19 protein-coding genes are annotated in these 18,459 nt (G+C 72.9%); 13 read left to right on the top strand and 6 right to left on the bottom strand.

The genetic code is table 11. From position 1 onward, the window contains the following. The first annotated feature begins 143 nt into the window (after positions 1-143). Both ACIQ9G_RS23150 and ACIQ9G_RS23145 read left to right on the top strand, forming a co-directional pair. Entirely contained in the window at positions 144-1,661 is a 1,518-nt protein-coding gene (locus ACIQ9G_RS23150) for a glutamate--cysteine ligase (RefSeq protein WP_403612573.1), read from the top strand. 250 nt (positions 1,662-1,911) lie between these two features. Next, a complete protein-coding gene (locus tag ACIQ9G_RS23145; protein ID WP_403612571.1) occupies positions 1,912-2,712 on the top strand; it encodes a CPBP family intramembrane glutamic endopeptidase in 801 nt (266 codons plus the stop codon). A gap of 18 nt (positions 2,713-2,730) precedes the next feature. Here the strand turns inward: ACIQ9G_RS23145 and ACIQ9G_RS23140 are convergent, their stop codons facing one another. Further along, positions 2,731-3,558, bottom strand: a complete 828-nt coding sequence (locus ACIQ9G_RS23140) for a PhzF family phenazine biosynthesis protein (RefSeq protein WP_403612568.1) — start codon at positions 3,556-3,558, stop codon at positions 2,731-2,733. A gap of 162 nt (positions 3,559-3,720) precedes the next feature. Here ACIQ9G_RS23140 and ACIQ9G_RS23135 point away from each other — a divergent pair, with 162 nt between their 5' ends. The 4 genes from ACIQ9G_RS23135 (at position 3,721) to ACIQ9G_RS23120 (ending at position 7,611) form a co-directional block, all read left to right on the top strand. Further along, complete coding sequence (locus tag ACIQ9G_RS23135) at positions 3,721-4,335, top strand: PadR family transcriptional regulator (RefSeq protein ID WP_403612567.1); 615 nt, start codon at positions 3,721-3,723, stop codon at positions 4,333-4,335. 329 nt (positions 4,336-4,664) lie between these two features. Further along, a complete protein-coding gene (locus ACIQ9G_RS23130; RefSeq protein WP_403612565.1) occupies positions 4,665-5,384 on the top strand; it encodes a Clp protease N-terminal domain-containing protein in 720 nt (239 codons plus the stop codon). Between the two features lie 87 nt (positions 5,385-5,471). Further along, positions 5,472-6,479 (top strand): EamA family transporter, encoded by a 1,008-nt coding sequence (locus ACIQ9G_RS23125; RefSeq protein ID WP_403612563.1) that lies wholly within the window; start codon positions 5,472-5,474, stop codon positions 6,477-6,479. A 178-nt stretch (positions 6,480-6,657) separates the two neighbouring features. After that, positions 6,658-7,611 carry a DMT family transporter gene (locus tag ACIQ9G_RS23120; protein WP_403612560.1) on the top strand — a complete coding sequence of 318 codons (954 nt, stop codon included), beginning with the start codon at positions 6,658-6,660 and terminating at the stop codon, positions 7,609-7,611. 51 nt (positions 7,612-7,662) lie between these two features. On the opposite strand, the gene ACIQ9G_RS23115 is transcribed toward ACIQ9G_RS23120, so the two are convergent. Continuing rightward, positions 7,663-8,295 (bottom strand): FMN-binding negative transcriptional regulator, encoded by a 633-nt coding sequence (locus ACIQ9G_RS23115; RefSeq protein ID WP_403612557.1) that lies wholly within the window; start codon positions 8,293-8,295, stop codon positions 7,663-7,665. Continuing rightward, on the bottom strand, positions 8,295-8,978 hold the full coding sequence (locus tag ACIQ9G_RS23110) for a pyridoxamine 5'-phosphate oxidase family protein (RefSeq protein WP_403612663.1): 684 nt from the start codon (positions 8,976-8,978) through the stop codon (positions 8,295-8,297). The genes ACIQ9G_RS23115 and ACIQ9G_RS23110 overlap by 1 nt, the downstream gene beginning before the upstream one ends. A 35-nt stretch (positions 8,979-9,013) precedes the next feature. Between ACIQ9G_RS23110 and ACIQ9G_RS23105 the strand changes: the two genes are divergently transcribed. Further along, entirely contained in the window at positions 9,014-10,345 is a 1,332-nt protein-coding gene (locus ACIQ9G_RS23105) for an aminotransferase class I/II-fold pyridoxal phosphate-dependent enzyme (protein WP_403612555.1), read from the top strand. Between the two features lie 33 nt (positions 10,346-10,378). Here ACIQ9G_RS23105 and ACIQ9G_RS23100 read toward each other — a convergent pair whose 3' ends face one another. After that, complete coding sequence (locus tag ACIQ9G_RS23100; RefSeq protein WP_403612552.1) at positions 10,379-11,422, bottom strand: DMT family transporter; 1,044 nt, start codon at positions 11,420-11,422, stop codon at positions 10,379-10,381. A gap of 75 nt (positions 11,423-11,497) precedes the next feature. Here ACIQ9G_RS23100 and ACIQ9G_RS23095 point away from each other — a divergent pair, with 75 nt between their 5' ends. After that, on the top strand, positions 11,498-12,400 hold the full coding sequence (locus tag ACIQ9G_RS23095) for a LysR substrate-binding domain-containing protein (RefSeq protein WP_403612549.1): 903 nt from the start codon (positions 11,498-11,500) through the stop codon (positions 12,398-12,400). Between the two features lie 47 nt (positions 12,401-12,447). On the opposite strand, the gene ACIQ9G_RS23090 is transcribed toward ACIQ9G_RS23095, so the two are convergent. Then, positions 12,448-12,915 (bottom strand): pyridoxamine 5'-phosphate oxidase family protein, encoded by a 468-nt coding sequence (locus ACIQ9G_RS23090; protein ID WP_403612547.1) that lies wholly within the window; start codon positions 12,913-12,915, stop codon positions 12,448-12,450. A 184-nt stretch (positions 12,916-13,099) separates the two neighbouring features. Next, positions 13,100-13,582, bottom strand: a complete 483-nt coding sequence (locus tag ACIQ9G_RS23085) for a Rieske (2Fe-2S) protein (protein WP_403612544.1) — start codon at positions 13,580-13,582, stop codon at positions 13,100-13,102. 160 nt (positions 13,583-13,742) lie between these two features. Between ACIQ9G_RS23085 and ACIQ9G_RS23080 the strand changes: the two genes are divergently transcribed. From ACIQ9G_RS23080 to ACIQ9G_RS23060, 5 genes are all read left to right on the top strand, one after another. Continuing rightward, positions 13,743-14,507 (top strand): HipA family kinase, encoded by a 765-nt coding sequence (locus ACIQ9G_RS23080; protein ID WP_403612542.1) that lies wholly within the window; start codon positions 13,743-13,745, stop codon positions 14,505-14,507. Next, positions 14,504-14,944, top strand: a complete 441-nt coding sequence (locus ACIQ9G_RS23075) for a DUF3037 domain-containing protein (RefSeq protein ID WP_403612539.1) — start codon at positions 14,504-14,506, stop codon at positions 14,942-14,944. Before ACIQ9G_RS23080 ends, ACIQ9G_RS23075 begins: the two co-directional genes overlap by 4 nt. Before the next feature lie 161 nt (positions 14,945-15,105). Next, positions 15,106-15,867 (top strand): 3-oxoacyl-ACP reductase FabG, encoded by a 762-nt coding sequence (gene fabG, locus ACIQ9G_RS23070; RefSeq protein ID WP_403612537.1) that lies wholly within the window; start codon positions 15,106-15,108, stop codon positions 15,865-15,867. 17 nt (positions 15,868-15,884) lie between these two features. Further along, positions 15,885-16,643: an SDR family oxidoreductase gene (locus tag ACIQ9G_RS23065; RefSeq protein WP_403612534.1), complete on the top strand. Its 759-nt coding sequence runs from the start codon at positions 15,885-15,887 to the stop codon at positions 16,641-16,643. A 210-nt stretch (positions 16,644-16,853) separates the two neighbouring features. Then, positions 16,854-18,431 (top strand): ABC transporter substrate-binding protein, encoded by a 1,578-nt coding sequence (locus ACIQ9G_RS23060; RefSeq protein WP_403612532.1) that lies wholly within the window; start codon positions 16,854-16,856, stop codon positions 18,429-18,431. Positions 18,432-18,459 lie beyond the last annotated feature (28 nt).

Below are 18,459 nucleotides of genomic sequence, written 5' to 3'. Positions count from 1 at the left end.
TGCCTCTGGTCACCTGGATCCAGAGTAGTCGGTGCGGGGCCGCCGTGGGACGTTATCGATCGCGTTCGCGGGGCATCATCACACCTGACCGGGACCCCAGGCGGCCGTACGTGCGGCCCGCCCGTGCAAGGAGGGACACTGCGATGGGCGAGAAGGTCGTGGCAGGCCAGTTCGACCTGTCCGATCGCAACCGCTACCGCGACAAGCTCAAGCGGTGCCTGCAGGGGCTGGAGCTGCTCCTGGAGGAAAAGCGGTTCGATCGCCCCAAGAACCTCATGGGGTTGGAGATCGAATTGAATCTCGTCGGCTCCGACGGGACGCCGAAAATGCTGAACGCGCAAGTACTGGAGCGCATCGCGAGCCGGGACTTCCAAACAGAACTCGCCATGTTCAACCTGGAAGTCAACATCGCTCCCCACCGGCTCGGCGGCCGGGTATTCGACCGGCTCGCCGAAGAGGTGACGACCTCTCTGGCATATGCCCACCGAAAAGCGGGAGAGGTCGACGCCGGAATTGCGATGATCGGCATCCTGCCGACCCTCGACCGGGACGACCTGGTCTCCTCGAACCTTTCCGACGTCGACCGCTACACCCTCCTAAACGACCAGATCGTCGCGGCCCGCGGGGAGGACTTCACGCTCGACATCGAAGGGGTGGAGCACCTCCGCTGCACCTCGAAGTCCATCGCTCCCGAGGCCGCGTGCACCTCCGTGCAACTGCATCTCCAGGTCACCCCGGGCCGTTTCGCCGACGTGTGGAACGCGGCGCAGGCCGCATCCGCCGCGCAGATCGCCATAGGCGCCAACTCGCCCTTCCTCTTCGGCCGCGAGCTGTGGCGCGAGTCCCGGCCCCCGCTGTTCCAGCAGTCCACCGACACCCGCCCGCCCGAGCTCCAGGCCCAGGGCGTACGGCCGCGCACCTGGTTCGGCGAACGGTGGATCTCCTCGGCGCACGACCTGTTCGAGGAGAATTTGCGCTACTTCCCGGCCCTGCTGCCCATCTGCGACGACGAGGACCCCCTCGACGTGCTCGACAAGGGCGGCGTCCCGAAGCTCGCCGAGCTCGTGCTGCACAACGGCACCGTCTACCGCTGGAACCGCCCCGTCTACGACATCGCGGACGGCGTCCCCCATCTGCGGGTGGAGAACCGCGTGCTGCCCGCCGGGCCCTCCGTCGTCGACGTGGTCGCCAACGCGGCCTTCTACTACGGCTTGGTCCGCGCCCTCGCGGAGGAGTCGCGGCCGGTGTGGACCCGGCTGCCGTTCGAGGCGGCGGCCGCCAACTTCGACGCCGCCTGCAAGTACGGCATCGACGCCCGCCTCAGCTGGCCGCGGCGCGGCCGCCATTCCGGCACGGCCGAGGTCGACGCCGTCAGCCTGGTCCGCGACGAACTGCTGCCGCTCGCCGAGTCGGGCCTGAACGCCTGGGGCGTGGAGCCCGCCGACCGGGACCTGTACCTCGGGGTGATCGAGGAGCGCTGCCGGCGCCGGGTCAACGGCGCGTCCTGGCAGGTCGCCACCTTCCACCAGGCCCTCGAACAGGGGCTCGGCCGGGAGGCCGCGCTGGCCGCCACCACGCGTGAGTACTGCCGGCTGATGCACCTCGGCGAGCCCGTGCACACCTGGCCGGTGGGCCTGCCGCAGCCCGTGCCGACGGGGTGAGCCGCCGGGTGTGACGTCGATCCTCCGGTCGCACGGTCCCCGGTTCACACGTGTTTCCGGGGCCGCCGGTGTGCACGCCGGGCGGATGGGGCAAGCTGTGACGTCCTAGGACGGTCGTACCCCTGCCTACGACGGCCTTGTCACCGCGTGTTCCCATCGGCCCGGTCGCCTCTGTTCGGCCCGGCGCGGACAGGGATGCGGACCGGGTGAGGACGGGGGACGAGGCGGGACTACGCGACTGGAGGCAGGTGTGGACGCGGAGGCGGGACCGAGGGCCGATGCCGAATGGCGGGAGCGGCCGTCGCGGCGGATCCTGCGCGACGAGACCCTGCTCGTGCTCGCGCTCTCGCTCGGGGCGAGCGGGGTGTCCGCCCTGATCAGCTTCGTCGGGTCGGTCACCAAGCCCGGCGGCCTCAAGGACCAGGCGGCCACCCTCAACGCCTCCGCGGCCCCGGGCCGCCCCTGGCTCGACCTCGCCTGGCAGCTGTTCGGGATCGCGTCGGCGCTGGTGCCGGTCGCACTCGTCGCTCACCTGCTGCTGCGGGAGGGCCGCAGTCTGCGCACGATCGGTTTCGACCGCACCCGGCCGTGGCCCGACCTCGGCCGGGGCGCCGGGATCGCCGCGGTGATCGGTGGCACCGGCATCGCCTTCTACCTGGCCGCCCGCGGCCTCGGCTTCAACCTCACGGTGGTGCCGGAGGCGCTGCCCGACGTGTGGTGGAAGTACCCGGTGCTGATCCTGTCGGCGCTGCAGAACGCGATCCTCGAAGAGGTCATCGTCGTGGGCTATCTGCTGCGCCGGCTCGGGCAGCTCGGCTGGACCCCGGGGACCGCGCTGGTGGCCAGCTCCGTGCTGCGCGGCTCGTACCACCTCTACCAGGGCATCGGCGGCTTCGTCGGCAACATGGTGATGGGCGTGGTGTTCGTCTGGCTGTACCGGCGCTGGGGCCGGGTCGGCCCCCTGGTGGTCGCGCACTCCCTGCTCGACATCGGGGCCTTCGTGGGGTACGCGCTGCTGGCCGGGAAGGTGGGCTGGCTGCCCACCGCGTGAGCCGCCCGGGAACAGGCCCTAACGGGCAGGCCCGGGCCCGGCGAGCAGTTCGCCGTCGATCACGGTGACGGCCCGGCCGGTGAGGAGGGTGCGTTCGCCGCGCAGGCCGGTGCGGACCAGGCCGGAACGCGGGGAGGCCTGGAGTCCGGTGAGGTCGGGGCGGCCGAGCCGTTCGGACCAGTAGGGGGCCAGCGCGGTGTGCGCGCTGCCCGTGACGGGGTCCTCGTCGATGCCGACGTTCGGGAAGAAGCACCGGGAGACGAAGTCGTAGCCGCGGGCGGGGTCCTCGGCACGGGCGGTGGCGATGACACCGCGGGTGGAGTACGCGGCCAGGGCCCTGTGGTCGGGGGTGAGGCCGCGGACGGTCTTCTCGTCGGCGAGCTCCAGGACCAGGTCACCCACGTTCGGACCGGTGTCGAAGGCGGTGCGCGGCTCGGCGCGGAGGGCTTCGGCGACGCCGTCGGGGACCTCGACCGCGGTGAGCGGCGCGGTGGGGAAGTCCAGGGTGATCGAGCCGTCGGCGGCGGGTGTCGCGACGAGTACGCCGCTGCGGGTGGCGAAGCGCACCGGGCCGTCGTGGGCGCCGGTGGCGTGCAGCACATGGGCGGTGGCCAGGGTCGCGTGGCCGCACATCGCGACCTCGGTGGCGGGGGTGAACCAGCGCAGTGCCCAGTCGGCCTCACCGCCCTCGGGCAGCCGGTGCGCGAACGCGGTCTCGGCGTGGTTGACCTCCAGTGCCACCTTCTGGAGCCAGTCGTCCTCGGGAAAGGCGTCGAGGAGCAGGACCCCCGCCGGGTTGCCGGAGAAGGGACGGTCCGTGAAGGCGTCGACGATTCGTATGCGCATGTTCCGACGCTAGGCGGTCGGTGAAGTCGCAGGCCAAGGCCAATTCGCGGTCGGCGGCCCCCACGGGGGAGTCGACAGGGGCCGGCGGGGGATTGTCGCACGAGCTATTCCGATATATCGTTGAGGCATCGCGAACGGTCAACGATGGAATGGAGCGTGACAATGCGCAGCCATGGATTCGAGCATGGCCACCGGCAGGACGGCCCCCGGGGCGGTCGGGGCGGCTTCGAGGGGCGGCGGGCAGCCTTCGGCCCCTTCGGTCCGGGCGGTCCCGGCTTCGGGCCGGGTTTCGGTCCGGGGTCCTGGGGTGGGCGAGGGCGCGGCGGACCGCGCGGGAGGGCCCGGCGCGGTGACGTACGGGCGTCGATCCTGGCCCTGTTGAAGGACCGGCCCATGCACGGTTACGAGATGATCCAGGAGATCGCCGAGCGCAGCGGCGGCGCGTGGAAGCCCAGCCCGGGCTCGGTCTACCCCACGCTCCAACTGCTGGAGGACGAGGGGCTGATCGCCAGTGAGAGCGAGGGCGGCAAGAAGCTGTTCTCGCTCACCGAGGCGGGGCGTGCCGCGGCCGCCGAGGGGGCGGACGCCCCGTGGGAGGAGGCCTCGCGCGGGGTCGACTGGGAGGCTCTGGGGGAGATCCGCCAGGCCGGCTTCGGTCTGATGGAGGCCTTCGGGCAGGTCTGGAAGACGGGGAGCAAGGAGCAGCGCGAGAAGGCGCTCACCGTCATCAACGAGGCCCGCAAGAAGCTGTATCTGATCCTCGCCGAGGAGGACTGACGGGCCGCCGGGCCCGGCTGGCAAGGGCGGCCGACCGGCCCCACCGGCCCACCCGGACGCAGGCGGGCACAGGCGCCCCGCGGACCGTCCGCGGGGCGCCCTCGCATGCGATGCGAGCCGTCGTCCGGGCGCAGCAAGGGCGTGTCGCGGAACGCGGCGGCCGGAACGGCGATGTTCCGTACCGATGAACCGTCAGGAAGGTGTGGCGGTCGGCCTGATCTCATCCGCAAGGAGGAGATTTCGCCGGCCCGAGTCCACTCTCCGTGGGACGCGAAGATGCTTCCCGCCGGGGATGCCCCGGGCCGCCGGGGGCTGATGAGGTGGGGGATGTGCACCCCCGTATTCCGCGGCAGTCGGCCGATGAGCAGGGCGACCGCCGCCCTGACGGCGATGCCGGACTGCTCAGCGCCGAACTGGCGACGGTGGTCGCCGGTGCCCGCCGGAGGGCCGTCCGGGACGGGGACCGGCAGATCGACACCGCCCACCTGCTGCACTCGCTGCTGGAGGCCGACCCCGGGGTGCGCGCCGTCTTCGTCGGCCCGCAGGTCGCCCGGCTGCTCGGCTATCTCGTACAGCGCAGCATCGGCTACGGCCTGCGCTGGCAGAGCGCGGTGGAGGACTTCGGCGCCGGACCGACGGCGACCGGACCCCTCGTGTCCGGACGGCTGGTGACCGGGCCCGCGGGGGACCGGCCCGCGGTGACGGACGCCGACGGCTTCTCGCCCCTGGCCGCGGCCGCCCTGGAGTGCGCTCGGGCGCGGGCCGGCCGGCGCGGCGACGTCCTGGCGCGCGGCGTCGACCTGCTCGCCGGCAGCGTCGCGCACCCGCGGGCGCGTGCCGTCGAGGTGCTCAGGCGCGCCGGCATCGACGCCGAGGATCTCGCCCTCCGGCTCGAGAACGAGCTCGGCAACAAGCTCGACGGCGAGCTCGGCGACGATCTCGGGACGGGCCTCGCCAACGATGCCGAGGGCCGCGTGGGGGAGTGTGCCGGAGGCGGCGGAACCGGCCGCGTGGGGGAGTGCGCCGGAGGCGGCGGAACCGGCCCCTGAGCGCCGCCCGGCGCAGGGAGGTGTGCCTGTCCAGCCGATGAGACAGGTGCCATCGGGGGTGACGCTCATGTCATCCCCTGTCATCATGTGCCGATGCGTACGTCTGAGAGCAGTCGGGGCCGCTCCGGCAAGGGTGCCGGGCTCGGCCTGGCGCTCGTCTCCGCGGTGGCCTTCGGCGGGTCGGGTGTGGCGGCCAAGCCGCTGATCGAGGCGGGCCTGGACCCACTGCACGTCGTCTGGCTGCGTGTCACCGGCGCGGCCCTCGTCATGGCCCCGCTCGCCGTGCGGCACCGCGCGCTGCTGCGCCGCCGCCCCGCCCTGCTCCTGGGCTACGGGCTGCTCGCCGTGGCGGGCGTCCAGGCGTGCTACTTCGCCGCGATCTCCCGCATACCCGTCGGAGTCGCCCTGCTCGTCGAGTACTTGGCGCCCGCCCTGGTGCTCGGCTGGGTGCGGTTCGTGCAGCGACGGCCGGTGACCCGGGCCGCCGCCCTCGGTGTGGTGCTCGCGGTCGGTGGACTCGCCTGTGTCGTGGAGATCTGGTCGGGCCTGGGCTTCGACGCCCTCGGGCTGCTGTTCGCGCTCGGCGCCGCGTGCTGCCAGGTCGGCTACTTCATCCTCTCCGACCACGGCGGCGAACCGGGTGGCGCGGCCGCCCCGGACCCGCTCGGCGTCATCGCGTACGGGCTGCTGGTCGGCGCCGCCGCGCTGACCGCCGTGGCACGTCCCTGGACCATGGACTGGACGGTGCTCGCGCACCCCGCGCGCATGGACGGCACCGCGGTCCCGGCGGCCGCGCTGCTGGCCTGGATCGTGCTGGTCGCCACGGTCCTCGCCTACGTCACCGGAGTGCTGTCCGTGCGCCGGCTCTCGCCGCAGGTGGCGGGCGTGGTCGCCTGCCTGGAGGCGGTCATCGCCACCGTGCTGGCCTGGGTGCTGCTCGGCGAGCACCTCTCGGCGCCACAGGTCGTCGGTGGTGTGGTCGTGCTGCTGGGCGCGTTCATCGCGCAGTCGTCGGCGCCCGCGAAGAGCTCCGCGGAGCCGGTGGCGAGCGGCGGCGCGGAAAGGGAGTTGGCGGCCCGGGGAACGGCGGCCTAGGGTGACGGTCATGCACCTGCACGCACTCGTTCTTCCGCCGCCGGCCGCCTGAGGCGGGCCCTCCGGTGACCGAGCCCGGCGCTGTGCCGGGCCGAACGGTGCTGCCCGCAGAAGAAGTCCGCCGACCCCGCTCGACCGGGGTCCCTTCCCGAACTTCTGCACTCTGCGGAGAAATCTCGTGTCCGAAGTTTCCTCCGGCCTGCCCGTCGGGCGTGGCCTCCTCTACCTGATCGTCGCCGGCGCCGCCTGGGGCACCGCGGGCGCGGCCGCGCTGCTGGTCTACCGGACCAGCGACATGGGCCCGGTCGCGCTGTCCTTCTGGCGCTGCGCCACCGGGTCCGTGCTGCTGATCGCCGCCCGGCTGCTGCGTCCGCGCGACCGGTCCGCACCCTCGGTGCCCCTGCGGCGCAGGGCGGTGCGGGCCGGTGCCACCGGGATCGGCCTCGCGGTGTTCCAGACGGCCTACTTCGCCGCGGTGTCGGCCACCGGCCTCGCCGTGGCGACCGTCGTGACGCTGGGCGCCGGTCCCGTCCTCATCGCGCTCGGGGCCAGGCTCGCGCTGGGCGAGCGGCTGGGCCGCGGCGGCCTGATCGCCGTCGCCGGGGCGCTCGCCGGTCTCGCGGTGCTGGTGCTCGGCGGCCAAGGCGCCACGGTGCGCCCGTGGGGTGTCCTGCTCGCACTGGCGTCGGCGGCCGGCTACTCACTGATGACGCTGCTCACCCGCTGGTGGGGCCGGGACGGCGGCGCGGACAACTCCGGTACGACCGTGGGGGCGTTCGCGGTCACCACCCTGTGCCTGCTGCCGTTCGCGTTCGCCGAGGGGCTGGTGCCGCACACCGCCGACCCCGGGCGTCTGCTGTGGCTGGTCGCCTACATCGCCACGGTCCCCACCGCCCTGGCCTACGCCCTCTATTTCGCGGGCGCGGCCGTCGTACGGTCGGCCACCGTGTCGGTGATCATGCTGCTGGAGCCCGTCAGCGCGGCCGTGCTCGCCGTCGCCCTCGGTGAGCGGCTGACGGCGGCGACCCTGGCCGGCACCGCGCTGATGCTCGGCTCGGTCACGGGCCTGGCATACGCCGAGGCACGCGGGGCGCGGGTCGTGCGGGCGGAGCGGGAGCCGGTCCTGGTGTGACCGCGGGGGCCGAACCCTGGCCGCCAGGGCTCGCCCCCCGCCTTCACGGCGTCATGCCCCGCCGCGGCGCAGCAGGTGCTCGCGCGCCGCCGCGTCGCGCGCGCCCCCGCGCTCCCCGAGCCCCACCGCGATGCGGTCCCGGACCTGCTCGGACCTCTTTCCCGCGTACTTGAACTTGGCGCTTACGCCGGTGACGGCCAGCCGCAGTCCGCGGATGCCGGACAGCAGACGCCCGTACGGTTCCTCGTCCGCCGCGGCCCGGGCCGAACCGCCCTCCGGCTGGAAGTGGCCCGTCTGCCGGTTCAGCAGCTCGGACTTCTCCCGCGGATCGTCCACGATCCGCGCGGTGCAGGTGAGTTGGACGGCCGCGTACAGGCTCGTCGGCACCCCGTGCTCGGGCGGGGAGTCCGGAGCCGCCTGCCAGGGGCCGGGGACGTACACGTAGTCGTCGACCACGCTCAGCAGCACCGTCGGGTTCGCCTCCAGGGCGGGCCACAGCGGGTTGGGGCGGGCGAGATGGGTGACGGCCTCGCCCCGCCGCGGGTCGTAGGCGAAGTGGACCGGCTGGACGAACGGCGGTGCGCCGGCCGGGCCGTTGACGGCGAGCTGGCCGAAGTCGTGGGCGGCCAGCCAGCGCTGCCACTCCTCGTCGTCGCGGGGCGCGTCCCAGGGGTGTATCAGCATCACAGGCTCGTCAGGTAGTCCGGGAGCGCGGTGCCGGGAGCCAGGCCGGGGTCGGGGACCGGGGCGCCGTACTGCCTGCGGACGGGGACGAGGCCCGCCCAGTGGGGGAGGGGGAGGTCCTCGGGCTCGTCGACCACGCCCCCGGTGTGCACCTTGGCGGAGACCTCGTCCAGATCGAGCCGGATCACCGCGGTCGCGGCCAGCTCCTTGGCGTTCGCGGGCCGGGAGTCGGCCGAGCGGCCGGCCACCACGTGGTCGACCAGCGCGTCCAGCGCCGTGCGCTTCTCCTCGGGGTCGGTGACCTGGTGGGCGATGCCGTGCACCACGACGGAGCGGTAGTTGACCGAGTGGTGGAAGGCGGAGCGGGCGAGGACCAGTTCGTCGACCAGGGTGACCGTCAGGCAGACCGGGAGCCCCGGGTCCGCCTTGCCCGTCATGCGCAGGGGGCGTGAGCCCGTCGAGCCGTGCACGTAGAGCCGTTCGCCGATCCGGCCGTAGAGCGTGGGCAGCACCACGGGCGCGCCGTCGCGGACGAAGCCGAGGTGGCAGACGTAGTCCGCGTCGAGGATCGCGTGCACCAGTTCCCTGTCGTACGACGCCCGCTTCGCGGAGCGCGTGGGGACCGTCCGGTCGGTCGGAGCGTAGGCGCTGGGCGGTGACGTCGGCTGCTGGGTCCCCTGCATTGCGGTCTCCATTGCACTAGTGCATAATCACGTTTGTGCTAGGAGGATATCGGATCGAGGGGCGAGGCGCAGCGGAGATCGCGGCGAGCGTCGAACGCGCGGTCGGTTCAGGAGAGCTGGAGCCCGGTCAACTGCTGCCGCCCATGCGGGAGTTGGCGCTCGAAGTGGGCGTGAACCCGAACACCGTCGCGGCCGCCTACCGCATCCTGCGGGAGCGTGGAGTCATCGAGACCGCCGGGCGCCGGGGCAGCCGGGTGCGGCCCGCGCCCGCCACGACCGGGCGGGACCACATCCGCGTGGACGTGCCCGAGGGCGTGCGCGACGTATCGAGCGGCAACCCGGACCCGGCGCTGCTGCCGCCGCTGGCGCCCGCGTTCACGGCGGCCGCCGCACAGGGCGACCGCAAGCCGGTGCTCTACGGGGACGACGCCGTGGAGCCCGAGCTGGCGCGGATCGCGCGCGCCGGCCTGGACGCGGACGGAGTGCCGGACGGCCCGCTCGCCGTCCTGTCCGGCGCGCTCGACGGCGTGGAACGCGTCCTCGCCGCCCACCTCAAGCCCGGTGACACGGTCGCCGTCGAGGACCCGGGCTGGGGCCGGACCCTCGACCTCGTCCCCGCCCTCGGCCTGCGCACGGCCGGCGTCGGCGTCGACGACGAGGGGCCGCTCCCCGACGACGTACGGCGCGCCCTCGAGGGCGGCGCGCGGGCCCTCATCGTCACCGACCGCGCGCAGAACCCGACGGGCGCCGCGGTGACCGCCACGCGCGCGCGTGCCCTGCGGGCCGTCCTGCGCGAGCACCCCGAGACGCTGGTCATCGAGGACGACCACGGCCACGGGATCGTCGACCTGCCCCTGCACCCGCTCGCCGGGGTCACCCGGCACTGGGCCTTCGTACGATCGGTCGCCAAGGCGTACGGGCCCGACCTGCGTCTCGCCCTGCTGACCGGCGACGACGTCACGGTCGACCGGGTCCGGGGCCGGCAGCGGCTCGGACCCGGCTGGGTCGGTCTGCTGCTGCAACGGGCCGTGGTGCGGCTGTGGGCGGACGGCGTGCTCGACACGCGGGCGGTGGCGGCGGAGTACGGCAGACGGCGCGACCTTCTGATCGGCGCGCTGGCCCGGCGCGGGGTGCGGGCCCACGGGCGCAGCGGGATGAACGTGTGGGTGCCCGTGCCGGACGAGACGGGGGCCGTCGCCCGGCTGCTCCACGCCGGCTGGGCCGTCGCACCCGGCGCACGCTTCCGCATGAGCGCCCCTCCGGGCATCCGGATCACCGTCTCGGCACTGACCGACGAGGACATCGCCGTACTGGCGGACGCGGTCGCCGCCGCCCTCGGCCCGGCGCCCGCCCGCAGCTACGTCTAGGAGTGCAGGAGCCTCCGGTCTCCGGGCCGGGCCTCAGGCCTGGGCCGCCGGGGCCGTGCAGGCCGTGAGTTCGTCGCCGGAGCGGGGGACCTCGTCCTCGGGCCGCGGGGCCGGCTCCCGGGCAGGCTCCCGGGCGGGCTCGGTCCGCCGCTTCGGGCGGGCCTGGGTCAGGGCCGCGCCCGCCAGGACGATCGCCGCGCCCACCGGGGTCGACCAGGCCAGATGCTCGCCGAGCACGGCGACACCCGCGGCCGTGGCGATGATCGGGACGAAGTAGGTGACCATCTGCGCCGTCGTCGGGCCGACCTCGGCCACCAGGCCGTACTGGACGAGCATGGCCAGGCCGGTGCCCAGGGCGCCCAGCGCGGCGACCGCCAGCAGGGGCAGTGCGGACACGTGGCTCGGCAGGCTGGTGAACAGCGGTGTGACGACCGCCAGTTGCAGCGTGGCCAGCAGCAACTGCCCGCCGGTCAGCGCCAGGTGCGACTCGGTGGAACCGGCCAGGGTGCGCCGGACGTAGATCCAGCCCACCGGGTAGCTCAGCGAGGCCAGCAGGGCCATCGCCGTGCCCGCGGCGTCCAGGCCGTGGAAGCCCTGCCAGGCGCCCAGCACGGTGAGCACCCCGAGGAAGCCGAGCCCGAGCCCCGCGACCCGCACCCGGCTCGGGCGGTCCTCCGAGAGGGCGACCAGGGACAGGGCCATGCCCCACAGCGGCGAGGTGGCGTTGCAGATGCCCGCGAGCGTCGACGGGATCGTGAGCTCCGAGTAGGCGAAGAGCGAGAACGGCAGCGCGTTGAGGAAGAACGCCGCGACGGCCAGATGCATCCAGGTCCGCACCCCGCGGGGCAGCCGCTCCCGCTTCACCGCCATCGCGGCCGCGAGCACCGCCGTGCCGAACAGCAGCCGTCCGAACGTGACCTGGAAGGGGGCGAACCCCTCCGTGCCGACCTTGATGAACAGGAAGCTGAAGCCCCACACGGACGACAGGAAGGCGAAACGGACCCGCCACGGAAGAGGCCCGCGGGCGCGTGCGGCGGGACGGGACGGGGTCGACGGGGCGGCGGGCGCGATGGTCATGACCGTAACCATGCCGCCCGGCAACCTCGTAGCACAAGCGAGAATTCGAGCGCTGTATCTCGTAGCATCGCTTACATGTTGAACTTGGAGCGCCTGCGCACCCTGGACGCGCTCGCCCGCCACGGCTCGGTGAGCGGCGCGGCGGAAGGGCTGCACGTGACGACGTCGGCCGTCTCCCAGCAGATGGCCAAGCTGGAGCGGGAGGTGGGCCAGCAGCTCCTCGCCAGGAACGGCCGGGGGGTGCGGCTGACGGACGCGGGCCGGCTGCTCGCCGAGCACGCGGCGCGCATCCTCTCCCAGGTGGAGATCGCCCAGTCCGATCTGGAGGCGCAGCGCGGGCAGGTCGTCGGTGGGCTGCGGCTCGGCGCGTTTCCCACCGCCGCGCGCGGGTTGTTCCCCGCCGCGCTCGGCCATCTGCGCGACCGGCACCCGGGCCTGCGGGTCACCACCACCGAGATGGAGCCGGCGGCGGCCGTGCGCGCGGTGCTGCGCGGCGACGTCGACCTGGCCGTCGTCCTGGACTGGTACAACAAGCCGCTGCCCGTCCCCGACGGGCTCAGCCGGGCCCCGATCCTCGACGACCCCGCCGATGTGGCCCTGCCCGCGGCCCATCCCCTCGCGGCCCGCGCCGAGGCGGACCTGGAGGAGTTCGCGGACGACGACTGGATCACCTGGGGCGAGGCCGAGTTCTGCCACGAGTGGCTGCTGGACACCCTGCGCTCCAAGGGCGTCGAACCACGCATCGCGCACCGCGCCGAGGAGCACGCCACGCAACTCGCCCTGGTCGCCGCCGGACTCGGAGTCTGCGTGGCCCCGCGGCTGGGGCGCGGTCCGCTGCCTGCGGGCGTGCGCACGGTCCCGGTGCGGCAGGCGGTGCGGCGGCACGTCTACGCCATGTGGCGGGCCGACGCCGACCGCCGCCCCTCCATCCGCGCGGCGGCCGACGCCCTGCGTGCGGCGGGGGAGGGGATCGCCTGAGCCGCGGCCCGAGTCGACGGGCGGGTCCCGAGGGCCCTCAGTCGGGATCAGGCCGAGCCGAGTTTGCGGAAGTCCCAGGAGACGGTCTTCTCCGGGGTCAGGCGCAGCCACGCGTGCCGGCCGTCGTGGGGCATCTCGTCCAGCCCGAAGTTCTTGCGGGCGAACAGGGTCTCCGGCACGTCGAGTTCGGCGTGCAGCTCCCCGGTGCGGGGGATCTCGCCCACGAACTCCACCGTGCCGGACAGCTCCACACCGCGCAGCTGGTCGTACTCCTCGCCCGTGTCGACCACGACCGCCACCCGGGGATCGCGGCGCAGGTCGGCCCAGCGCCTGCTGCGCACCACGGAGTACAGCCACAGCGAGGTGCCGTCCCAGGCGAACCAGAGGGCGCTCACGTGCGGGGCGCCGCCGGTGGACACCGTGGCCACCCGGCAGGTGCGCTGGGTGGTGAGGAACTCGTCCAGCTCGCCCGGCGTCATCATGATCTTCCGGCCCCGGCGCTGTGTGGCGGTCATGCGGCCCCCTCCATGTCTCACGTCGTGCCAGAGGGGAAAGTCCCCCGGCCCGCCCGGGAGAGATTCTCTGACATCACGTCAGAAAAGGATGGGTCGTCTTCCCTCCGCACGCAACGGTGGCCACTCTCGCCCGGCCGCACCGCCCGCGGCAAGGGGAGACCGGTCGGCGGGCCGGGCGTGAGCGTCAGGCGAGCGTGATCTCCTCACCGGACACCGTGATGTTCTTGGCGGGCAGCGGCTGGGTCGCGGGACCCTTCTTGACGCTGCCGTCGGTGGCCGAGAACTCGCTCTTGTGGCACGGACAGCTGATCACACCGCCGGCGATCCGGTTCACCGCGCAGCCCTGGTGGGTGCACTTCGACGAGAACGCCTTGAACTCGCCCTTCGTCGGCTGGGTGACGACCACGCCCTGGCTCGCGAACACCTTGCCGCCGCCCTCCGGGATGTCGGCGGTCTTCGCGAGGACCGCGCCGCCGGCCGCGGCCCCGCCGCCCGAACCGCCGCTGCCACCAGTGCCGTTGCTGTCGTTGCCGGTGCTGGAGGAGCCGGACGACTCGTCGTCCGACCCGCACGCGGCCAGCGCGGCGGCGAGTCCCGCCGCGCCCACCGCCGCCACGACGGTGCGGCGGGCCGGTGACCCCGGGGGCTGAAGCGATTCGCTGGTCATGCTGATGTTCCCTTCCGCGCAGGCTTCGTGCGTCCGCACAGGGGTACGGCCGGCGGGCCCGAGGTGTTCAGAGGGGCCCCGCGGGCCGCCTGCCGCCGGGGGGCCCGGGCCCGGCCGCGCGCCGGTGACCGGCCCCGCCGCACGCCGGTAACCTGGGGCGATGCTCAAGGAAGTCACCGCGACCCGCTTCATCACGCCGCTGCGCGAGGGTGGCTCGCTGCCGGGACTCGTCGAGGCCGACGACTTCGGTACGTACGTCCTGAAGTTCACCGGCGCCGGGCAGGGCCGCAAGACGCTGGTCGCCGAGGTGGTGTGCGGGGAACTCGCCCGGCGGCTGGGTTTCCGGGTGCCCCGGCTGGTGACCGTCGGCCTCGACCCGGTGCTGGGGCTCGGCGAGCCCGACGAGCAGGTGCAGGAGCTGCTGCGGTCCAGCGGCGGCACCAACCTCGGCATGGACTTCCTCTCCGGCGCCCTCGGCTTCGACCCCCTCGCCTTCCCGGTGGACCCCGAGGAGGCCGGGCGGATCGTCTGGTTCGACGCGCTGGTGAACAACGTGGACCGCTCCTGGCGCAACCCCAACCTGCTCAGATGGCGGGGCGGCCTGTGGCTCATCGACCACGGCGCCACCATGATCTGGCACCACAACTGGCCCGGCGCCGAGACCTCGGCCGCCCGTCCCTACGACGCCTCGGAGCACGCCCTGCTGCCCTTCCACCCGGATGTCGCGGCCGCCGCCGCACGCCTCGCGCCCCTGGTCACCGAGGACCTGCTCGCCGAGGTGACCGCCGAGATCCCGGACGCCTGGCTGACCGGCGAGCCCGGCTTCGCCGGCCCGGACGAACTGCGCCGGGCCTACGCGCGGCCCCTGCTCGCGCGGGCCGCCGTCATCCACGAGCGCGTCCGGGGCATCGGGGAGGCCGCATGAGCGGGCAGCGCGGCGGCCGTCCGGACGACCGCCACATCATCAGGGGCGGCCCGGCGAGCGACCGGCACGTCTTCGAGTACGCCCTGCTGCGCGTGGTGCCGCGCATCGAGCGCGGCGAGTGCGTCAACGCCGGCGTGCTCGTCTACTGCCGGGCCACGGCCTACGTCGGCGCCCGCACCCACCTGGACGAGGCGCGGCTGCTGGCGCTCGACCCGGAGGCGGACGTCCCGGGCGTGCGGGCCGCGCTGCGTGCCGTCGAGGGCGTGTGCGCGGGGGGCGAGGCCGCCGGGCAGGCCGCGGGCGACGACGCGGGACGGCGTTTCCGCTGGCTGATCGCGCCCCGCTCCACCATCGTCCAGCCGGGACCCGCGCACACCGGACTGACCACCGATCCGGCCGCGGAGACGGAGCGGTTGCTGGACCTCCTGGTGAGGTAATGGATCACACGCACCGGGTGTGCCGTTGACACCGGGTGCCAGGGCTTCTAGCGTCACGTCTGCTGAAGGTACTAAGCGGTCGCTCACCTGAGGGGCGTACCGTTGCAGCCGCAGATGTTCCGAAGGTGTTCCAGGCTTTCCAAGGGCGAGGAGAACCAGCAATGTCCACCACTGAGCAGCGGGTGGCCGTCGTCACCGGTGCCGCGCGCGGCATCGGCGCCGCGACCGCCGTACGACTGGCCGCCGAGGGGCGCGCGGTCGCCGTGATCGACCTCGACGAGGCCGCCTGCAAGGACACCGTGGAGAAGATCACGGCGGCCGGCGGCAGGGCCATCGCGGTCGGCGCCGACGTCTCCGACGAGGCGCAGGTCGAGGCCGCCGTCGCGCGCGTCGTCGAGGAGCTCGGCGCGCCGACGATCCTCGTCAACAACGCGGGTGTGCTCCGCGACAACCTGCTGTTCAAGATGAGCGTCTCCGACTGGGACACCGTCATGAACGTGCACCTGCGCGGTTCGTTCCTGATGGCCAAGGCCTGCCAGAAGCACATGGTCGACGCGGGCTTCGGGCGCATCGTCAACCTCTCCTCGTCCTCCGCGCTCGGCAACCGGGGCCAGGTCAACTACTCCGCCGCCAAGGCCGGTCTGCAGGGCTTCACCAAGACCCTCGCCAAGGAGCTCGGCAAGTTCGGCATCACCGCCAACTCCGTCGCCCCCGGCTTCATCGCCACCGAGATGACCAAGGCCACCGCCGAGCGCGTCGGCATGGGCTTCGAGGACTTCAAGGCCGCCGCCGCCACCCAGATCCCGGTGCACCGCGTCGGCGAGCCGGAGGACATCGCCAACGCGATCGCCTTCTTCACGGGCGACGCGGCCGGCTTCGTCTCCGGCCAGGTGCTGTACGTCGCCGGCGGACCGCTCGACTGAGGCAGGGGGACGGGAACATGACTTCCGTGGAACTTTCCGGCAAGGTCGCGCTCGTCACGGGCGCCAGCCGGGGCATCGGCTACGGCGTCGCCGAGGCGCTGGTGGCCAGGGGCGACCGGGTGTGCATCACCGGCCGCAACGAGGAGGCCCTGAAGGAGGCCGTCGAGAGGCTCGGCGCCGACCGGGTCATCGGCGTCGCGGGCAAGGCCCATGACGAGGCGCACCAGGCCGAGGCCGTCGAGCGCGTCATGGAGGCCTTCGGCCGCGTCGACCACCTGGTCAACAACGCCGGCACCAACCCGGTGTTCGGACCGATCGCCGACCTCGACCTGAACGTGGCGCGCAAGGTCTTCGAGACCAACGTGATCTCCGCGCTGGGCTTCGCCCAGCGCACCTGGCACGCCTGGCAGAAGGACAACGGCGGCACGATCGTCAACATCGCCTCCGTCGCCGGCCTCGCGCCCTCGCCCTTCATCGGCGCCTACGGCGTCAGCAAGGCCGCGATGATCAACCTGACCCAGCAGCTGGCGCACGAGTTCGCGCCGAAGGTGCGGGTCAACGCGATCGCGCCGGCCGTGGTGAAGACCAAGTTCGCCCAGGCCCTGTACGAGGGCCGCGAGGCGGAGGCGGCCGCGTCCTATCCGCTCGGCCGGCTCGGCGTGCCCTCGGACATCGGCGGCGCGACGGCCTTCCTCACCTCGCAGCAGTCCGACTGGATCACCGGGCAGACGCTCGTCGTCGACGGCGGCATCTTCCTCAACGCCGGAGTCGGCTGACCGGCCCGGGCGCCGTTTCCGTTCCCGTGACGATTTCCGCGGAACTCTTGACGGAAACGGCGCCCGCGTCGATGTACGACCCGTGCCGCGCACGGATGACAACGTAGTCAATCACGTGCTGATCAAGGTCTGGTTCAGACCGGGTTCACCCGGCGGGGCACTGCGGTATGGTCTGCCAACCCTGGGTATGGCGGATCGAGGAGCGTGCGCGTGTTCAACCGGAACCGATGCCTGCGGCCCGTAATGGGCCTTGCGTCCATATCCCTGGTCGCCGGGTGCAGCGTCTTTTCCGACGGCACCCCGGACGACCAGGGACCGATCGTCGTGGGCACCACCAGTGCCCCGAGCACGCTGGATCCGGCCGCCTCCTGGGACGGTTCGTGGGAGCTGTTCCGGAACATCTACCAGACGCTGCTGGCCTATCCGAACGGTGCGACCACGCCCCAGCCCGACGCCGCCGAGAGCTGCAAGTTCACCGACAGCGCGAACACCACCTACAGCTGCGTGCTGCGCTCCGGGATGAAGTTCGCCGACGGCGACCCGCTCGACGCGCGGGCCGTCAAGCACTCCATCGACCGCATCCGCACCATCAACGTGGCCGGCGGCCCGGCGGGGCTGCTCGGCAGCCTGGACCGGGTGCAGGTGCTGGGCGACCAGCAGATCGTCTTCCACCTGAACAAGCCCGACGCCACCTTCCCGTTCGTCCTCGCCACCCCGGCCATGTCGATCGTCGACCCCGACGAGTACCCGGCCCGCACCCTGCGCAAGGACAACAAGGTCTTCGGCTCGGGGCCGTACGCCCTCAAGTCGTACGAGGACGGCAAGCAGGCCGAGCTGGTCAAGAACGGCAACTACAAGGGATTCGCCCAGCGCAGAAACGATGCGGTGACCATCCGCTACTTCCAGGACTCGGCCACCATGGTCAAGGCGCTGCGAAACCGGCAGATCGACGTCACCTACCGTGGCCTGGCCGCCGACGACATCATCGCCCTGCAGCGCAAGGACGCCAAGGACCTCCAGCTCGTCGAGGGCGCCGGCACCGACATCAGCTACCTGGTGTTCAACCCGAAGGACCCCTGGGCGGACAAGGTCGCCGTCCGCAAGGCAGTCGCCCAGGTCGTGGACCGCGGGGCGATCGCGCACAAGGTCTACAAGGACACCGTCGACCCGCTGTACTCGATGGTCCCCAAGGGCCTGACCGGCCACACCACCGGCTTCTTCGACGACTTCGGCGACCCCAGCGTGGCCAAGGCCCGCAAGATCCTCTCCGCGGCGGGCATCGACCAGAAGGTCCCGCTCACCCTCTGGTACACCACCGACCGCTACGGCTCGGAGACCGCCCTGCAGTTCCAGGAGCTCAAGCGGCAGCTGGAGGCGTCCGGCCTGTTCACCATCACCCTGAAGAGCCGCCCCTGGAAGACCTACGTGGTCGGCTACCAGAAGGGCGAGTACCCGGTGTTCGGGCGTGGCTGGTTCCCGGACTTCCCCGACGCCGACAACTTCATCGCCCCGTTCGTCGGCCAGCAGAACGCGCTCGGTACGCCCTACCCGGCGCCGAAGATCACCACGGAGCTGCTGCCGAAGTCGCGCGGGGAGAGCGACCGCGGGGCCGTGGTGAAGGAGTTCGAGCAGGCGCAGCAGATCCTGGTGAACGACGCGCGGCTGCTGCCGCTGTGGCAGGGCAAGCAGTACGTGGCCGCGAGCGACGACATCTCCGGCGGCGAGCGGGCGCTCGACCCGTCGACCATCATGATGATGTGGGAGCTGTCCCGGAAGACCAGCTGGTAGGCGGGGCGTTCTCCGGGGCGGAGGTCCG

This window comes from Streptomyces sp. NPDC096152 (assembly GCF_044763235.1).
In the GTDB taxonomy this organism is placed as follows: domain Bacteria; phylum Actinomycetota; class Actinomycetes; order Streptomycetales; family Streptomycetaceae; genus Streptomyces.
The sequence above is the reverse complement of the archived record's forward strand: the minus strand, read 5'-3'. Positions and strand labels throughout refer to the sequence as shown.

Excerpts from the sequence above, each read along its gene's own strand:
- ACIQ9G_RS23140 (WP_403612568.1), bottom strand. The coding sequence starts at position 3,558 with ATGCGCATACGAATCGTCGACGCCTTCACGGACCGTCCCTTCTCCGGC.
- ACIQ9G_RS23065 (WP_403612534.1), top strand. The coding sequence starts at position 15,885 with ATGACTTCCGTGGAACTTTCCGGCAAGGTCGCGCTCGTCACGGGCGCC.
- ACIQ9G_RS23080 (WP_403612542.1), top strand. The coding sequence starts at position 13,743 with ATGCTCAAGGAAGTCACCGCGACCCGCTTCATCACGCCGCTGCGCGAG.
- fabG (WP_403612537.1), top strand. The coding sequence starts at position 15,106 with ATGTCCACCACTGAGCAGCGGGTGGCCGTCGTCACCGGTGCCGCGCGC.
- ACIQ9G_RS23090 (WP_403612547.1), bottom strand. The coding sequence starts at position 12,915 with ATGACCGCCACACAGCGCCGGGGCCGGAAGATCATGATGACGCCGGGC.
- ACIQ9G_RS23150 (WP_403612573.1), top strand. The coding sequence starts at position 144 with ATGGGCGAGAAGGTCGTGGCAGGCCAGTTCGACCTGTCCGATCGCAAC.
- ACIQ9G_RS23100 (WP_403612552.1), bottom strand. The coding sequence starts at position 11,422 with ATGACCATCGCGCCCGCCGCCCCGTCGACCCCGTCCCGTCCCGCCGCA.
- ACIQ9G_RS23085 (WP_403612544.1), bottom strand. The coding sequence starts at position 13,582 with ATGACCAGCGAATCGCTTCAGCCCCCGGGGTCACCGGCCCGCCGCACC.
- ACIQ9G_RS23135 (WP_403612567.1), top strand. The coding sequence starts at position 3,721 with ATGCGCAGCCATGGATTCGAGCATGGCCACCGGCAGGACGGCCCCCGG.
- ACIQ9G_RS23110 (WP_403612663.1), bottom strand. The coding sequence starts at position 8,978 with ATGCAGGGGACCCAGCAGCCGACGTCACCGCCCAGCGCCTACGCTCCG.
- ACIQ9G_RS23115 (WP_403612557.1), bottom strand. The coding sequence starts at position 8,295 with ATGCTGATACACCCCTGGGACGCGCCCCGCGACGACGAGGAGTGGCAG.
- ACIQ9G_RS23075 (WP_403612539.1), top strand. The coding sequence starts at position 14,504 with ATGAGCGGGCAGCGCGGCGGCCGTCCGGACGACCGCCACATCATCAGG.
- ACIQ9G_RS23095 (WP_403612549.1), top strand. The coding sequence starts at position 11,498 with ATGTTGAACTTGGAGCGCCTGCGCACCCTGGACGCGCTCGCCCGCCAC.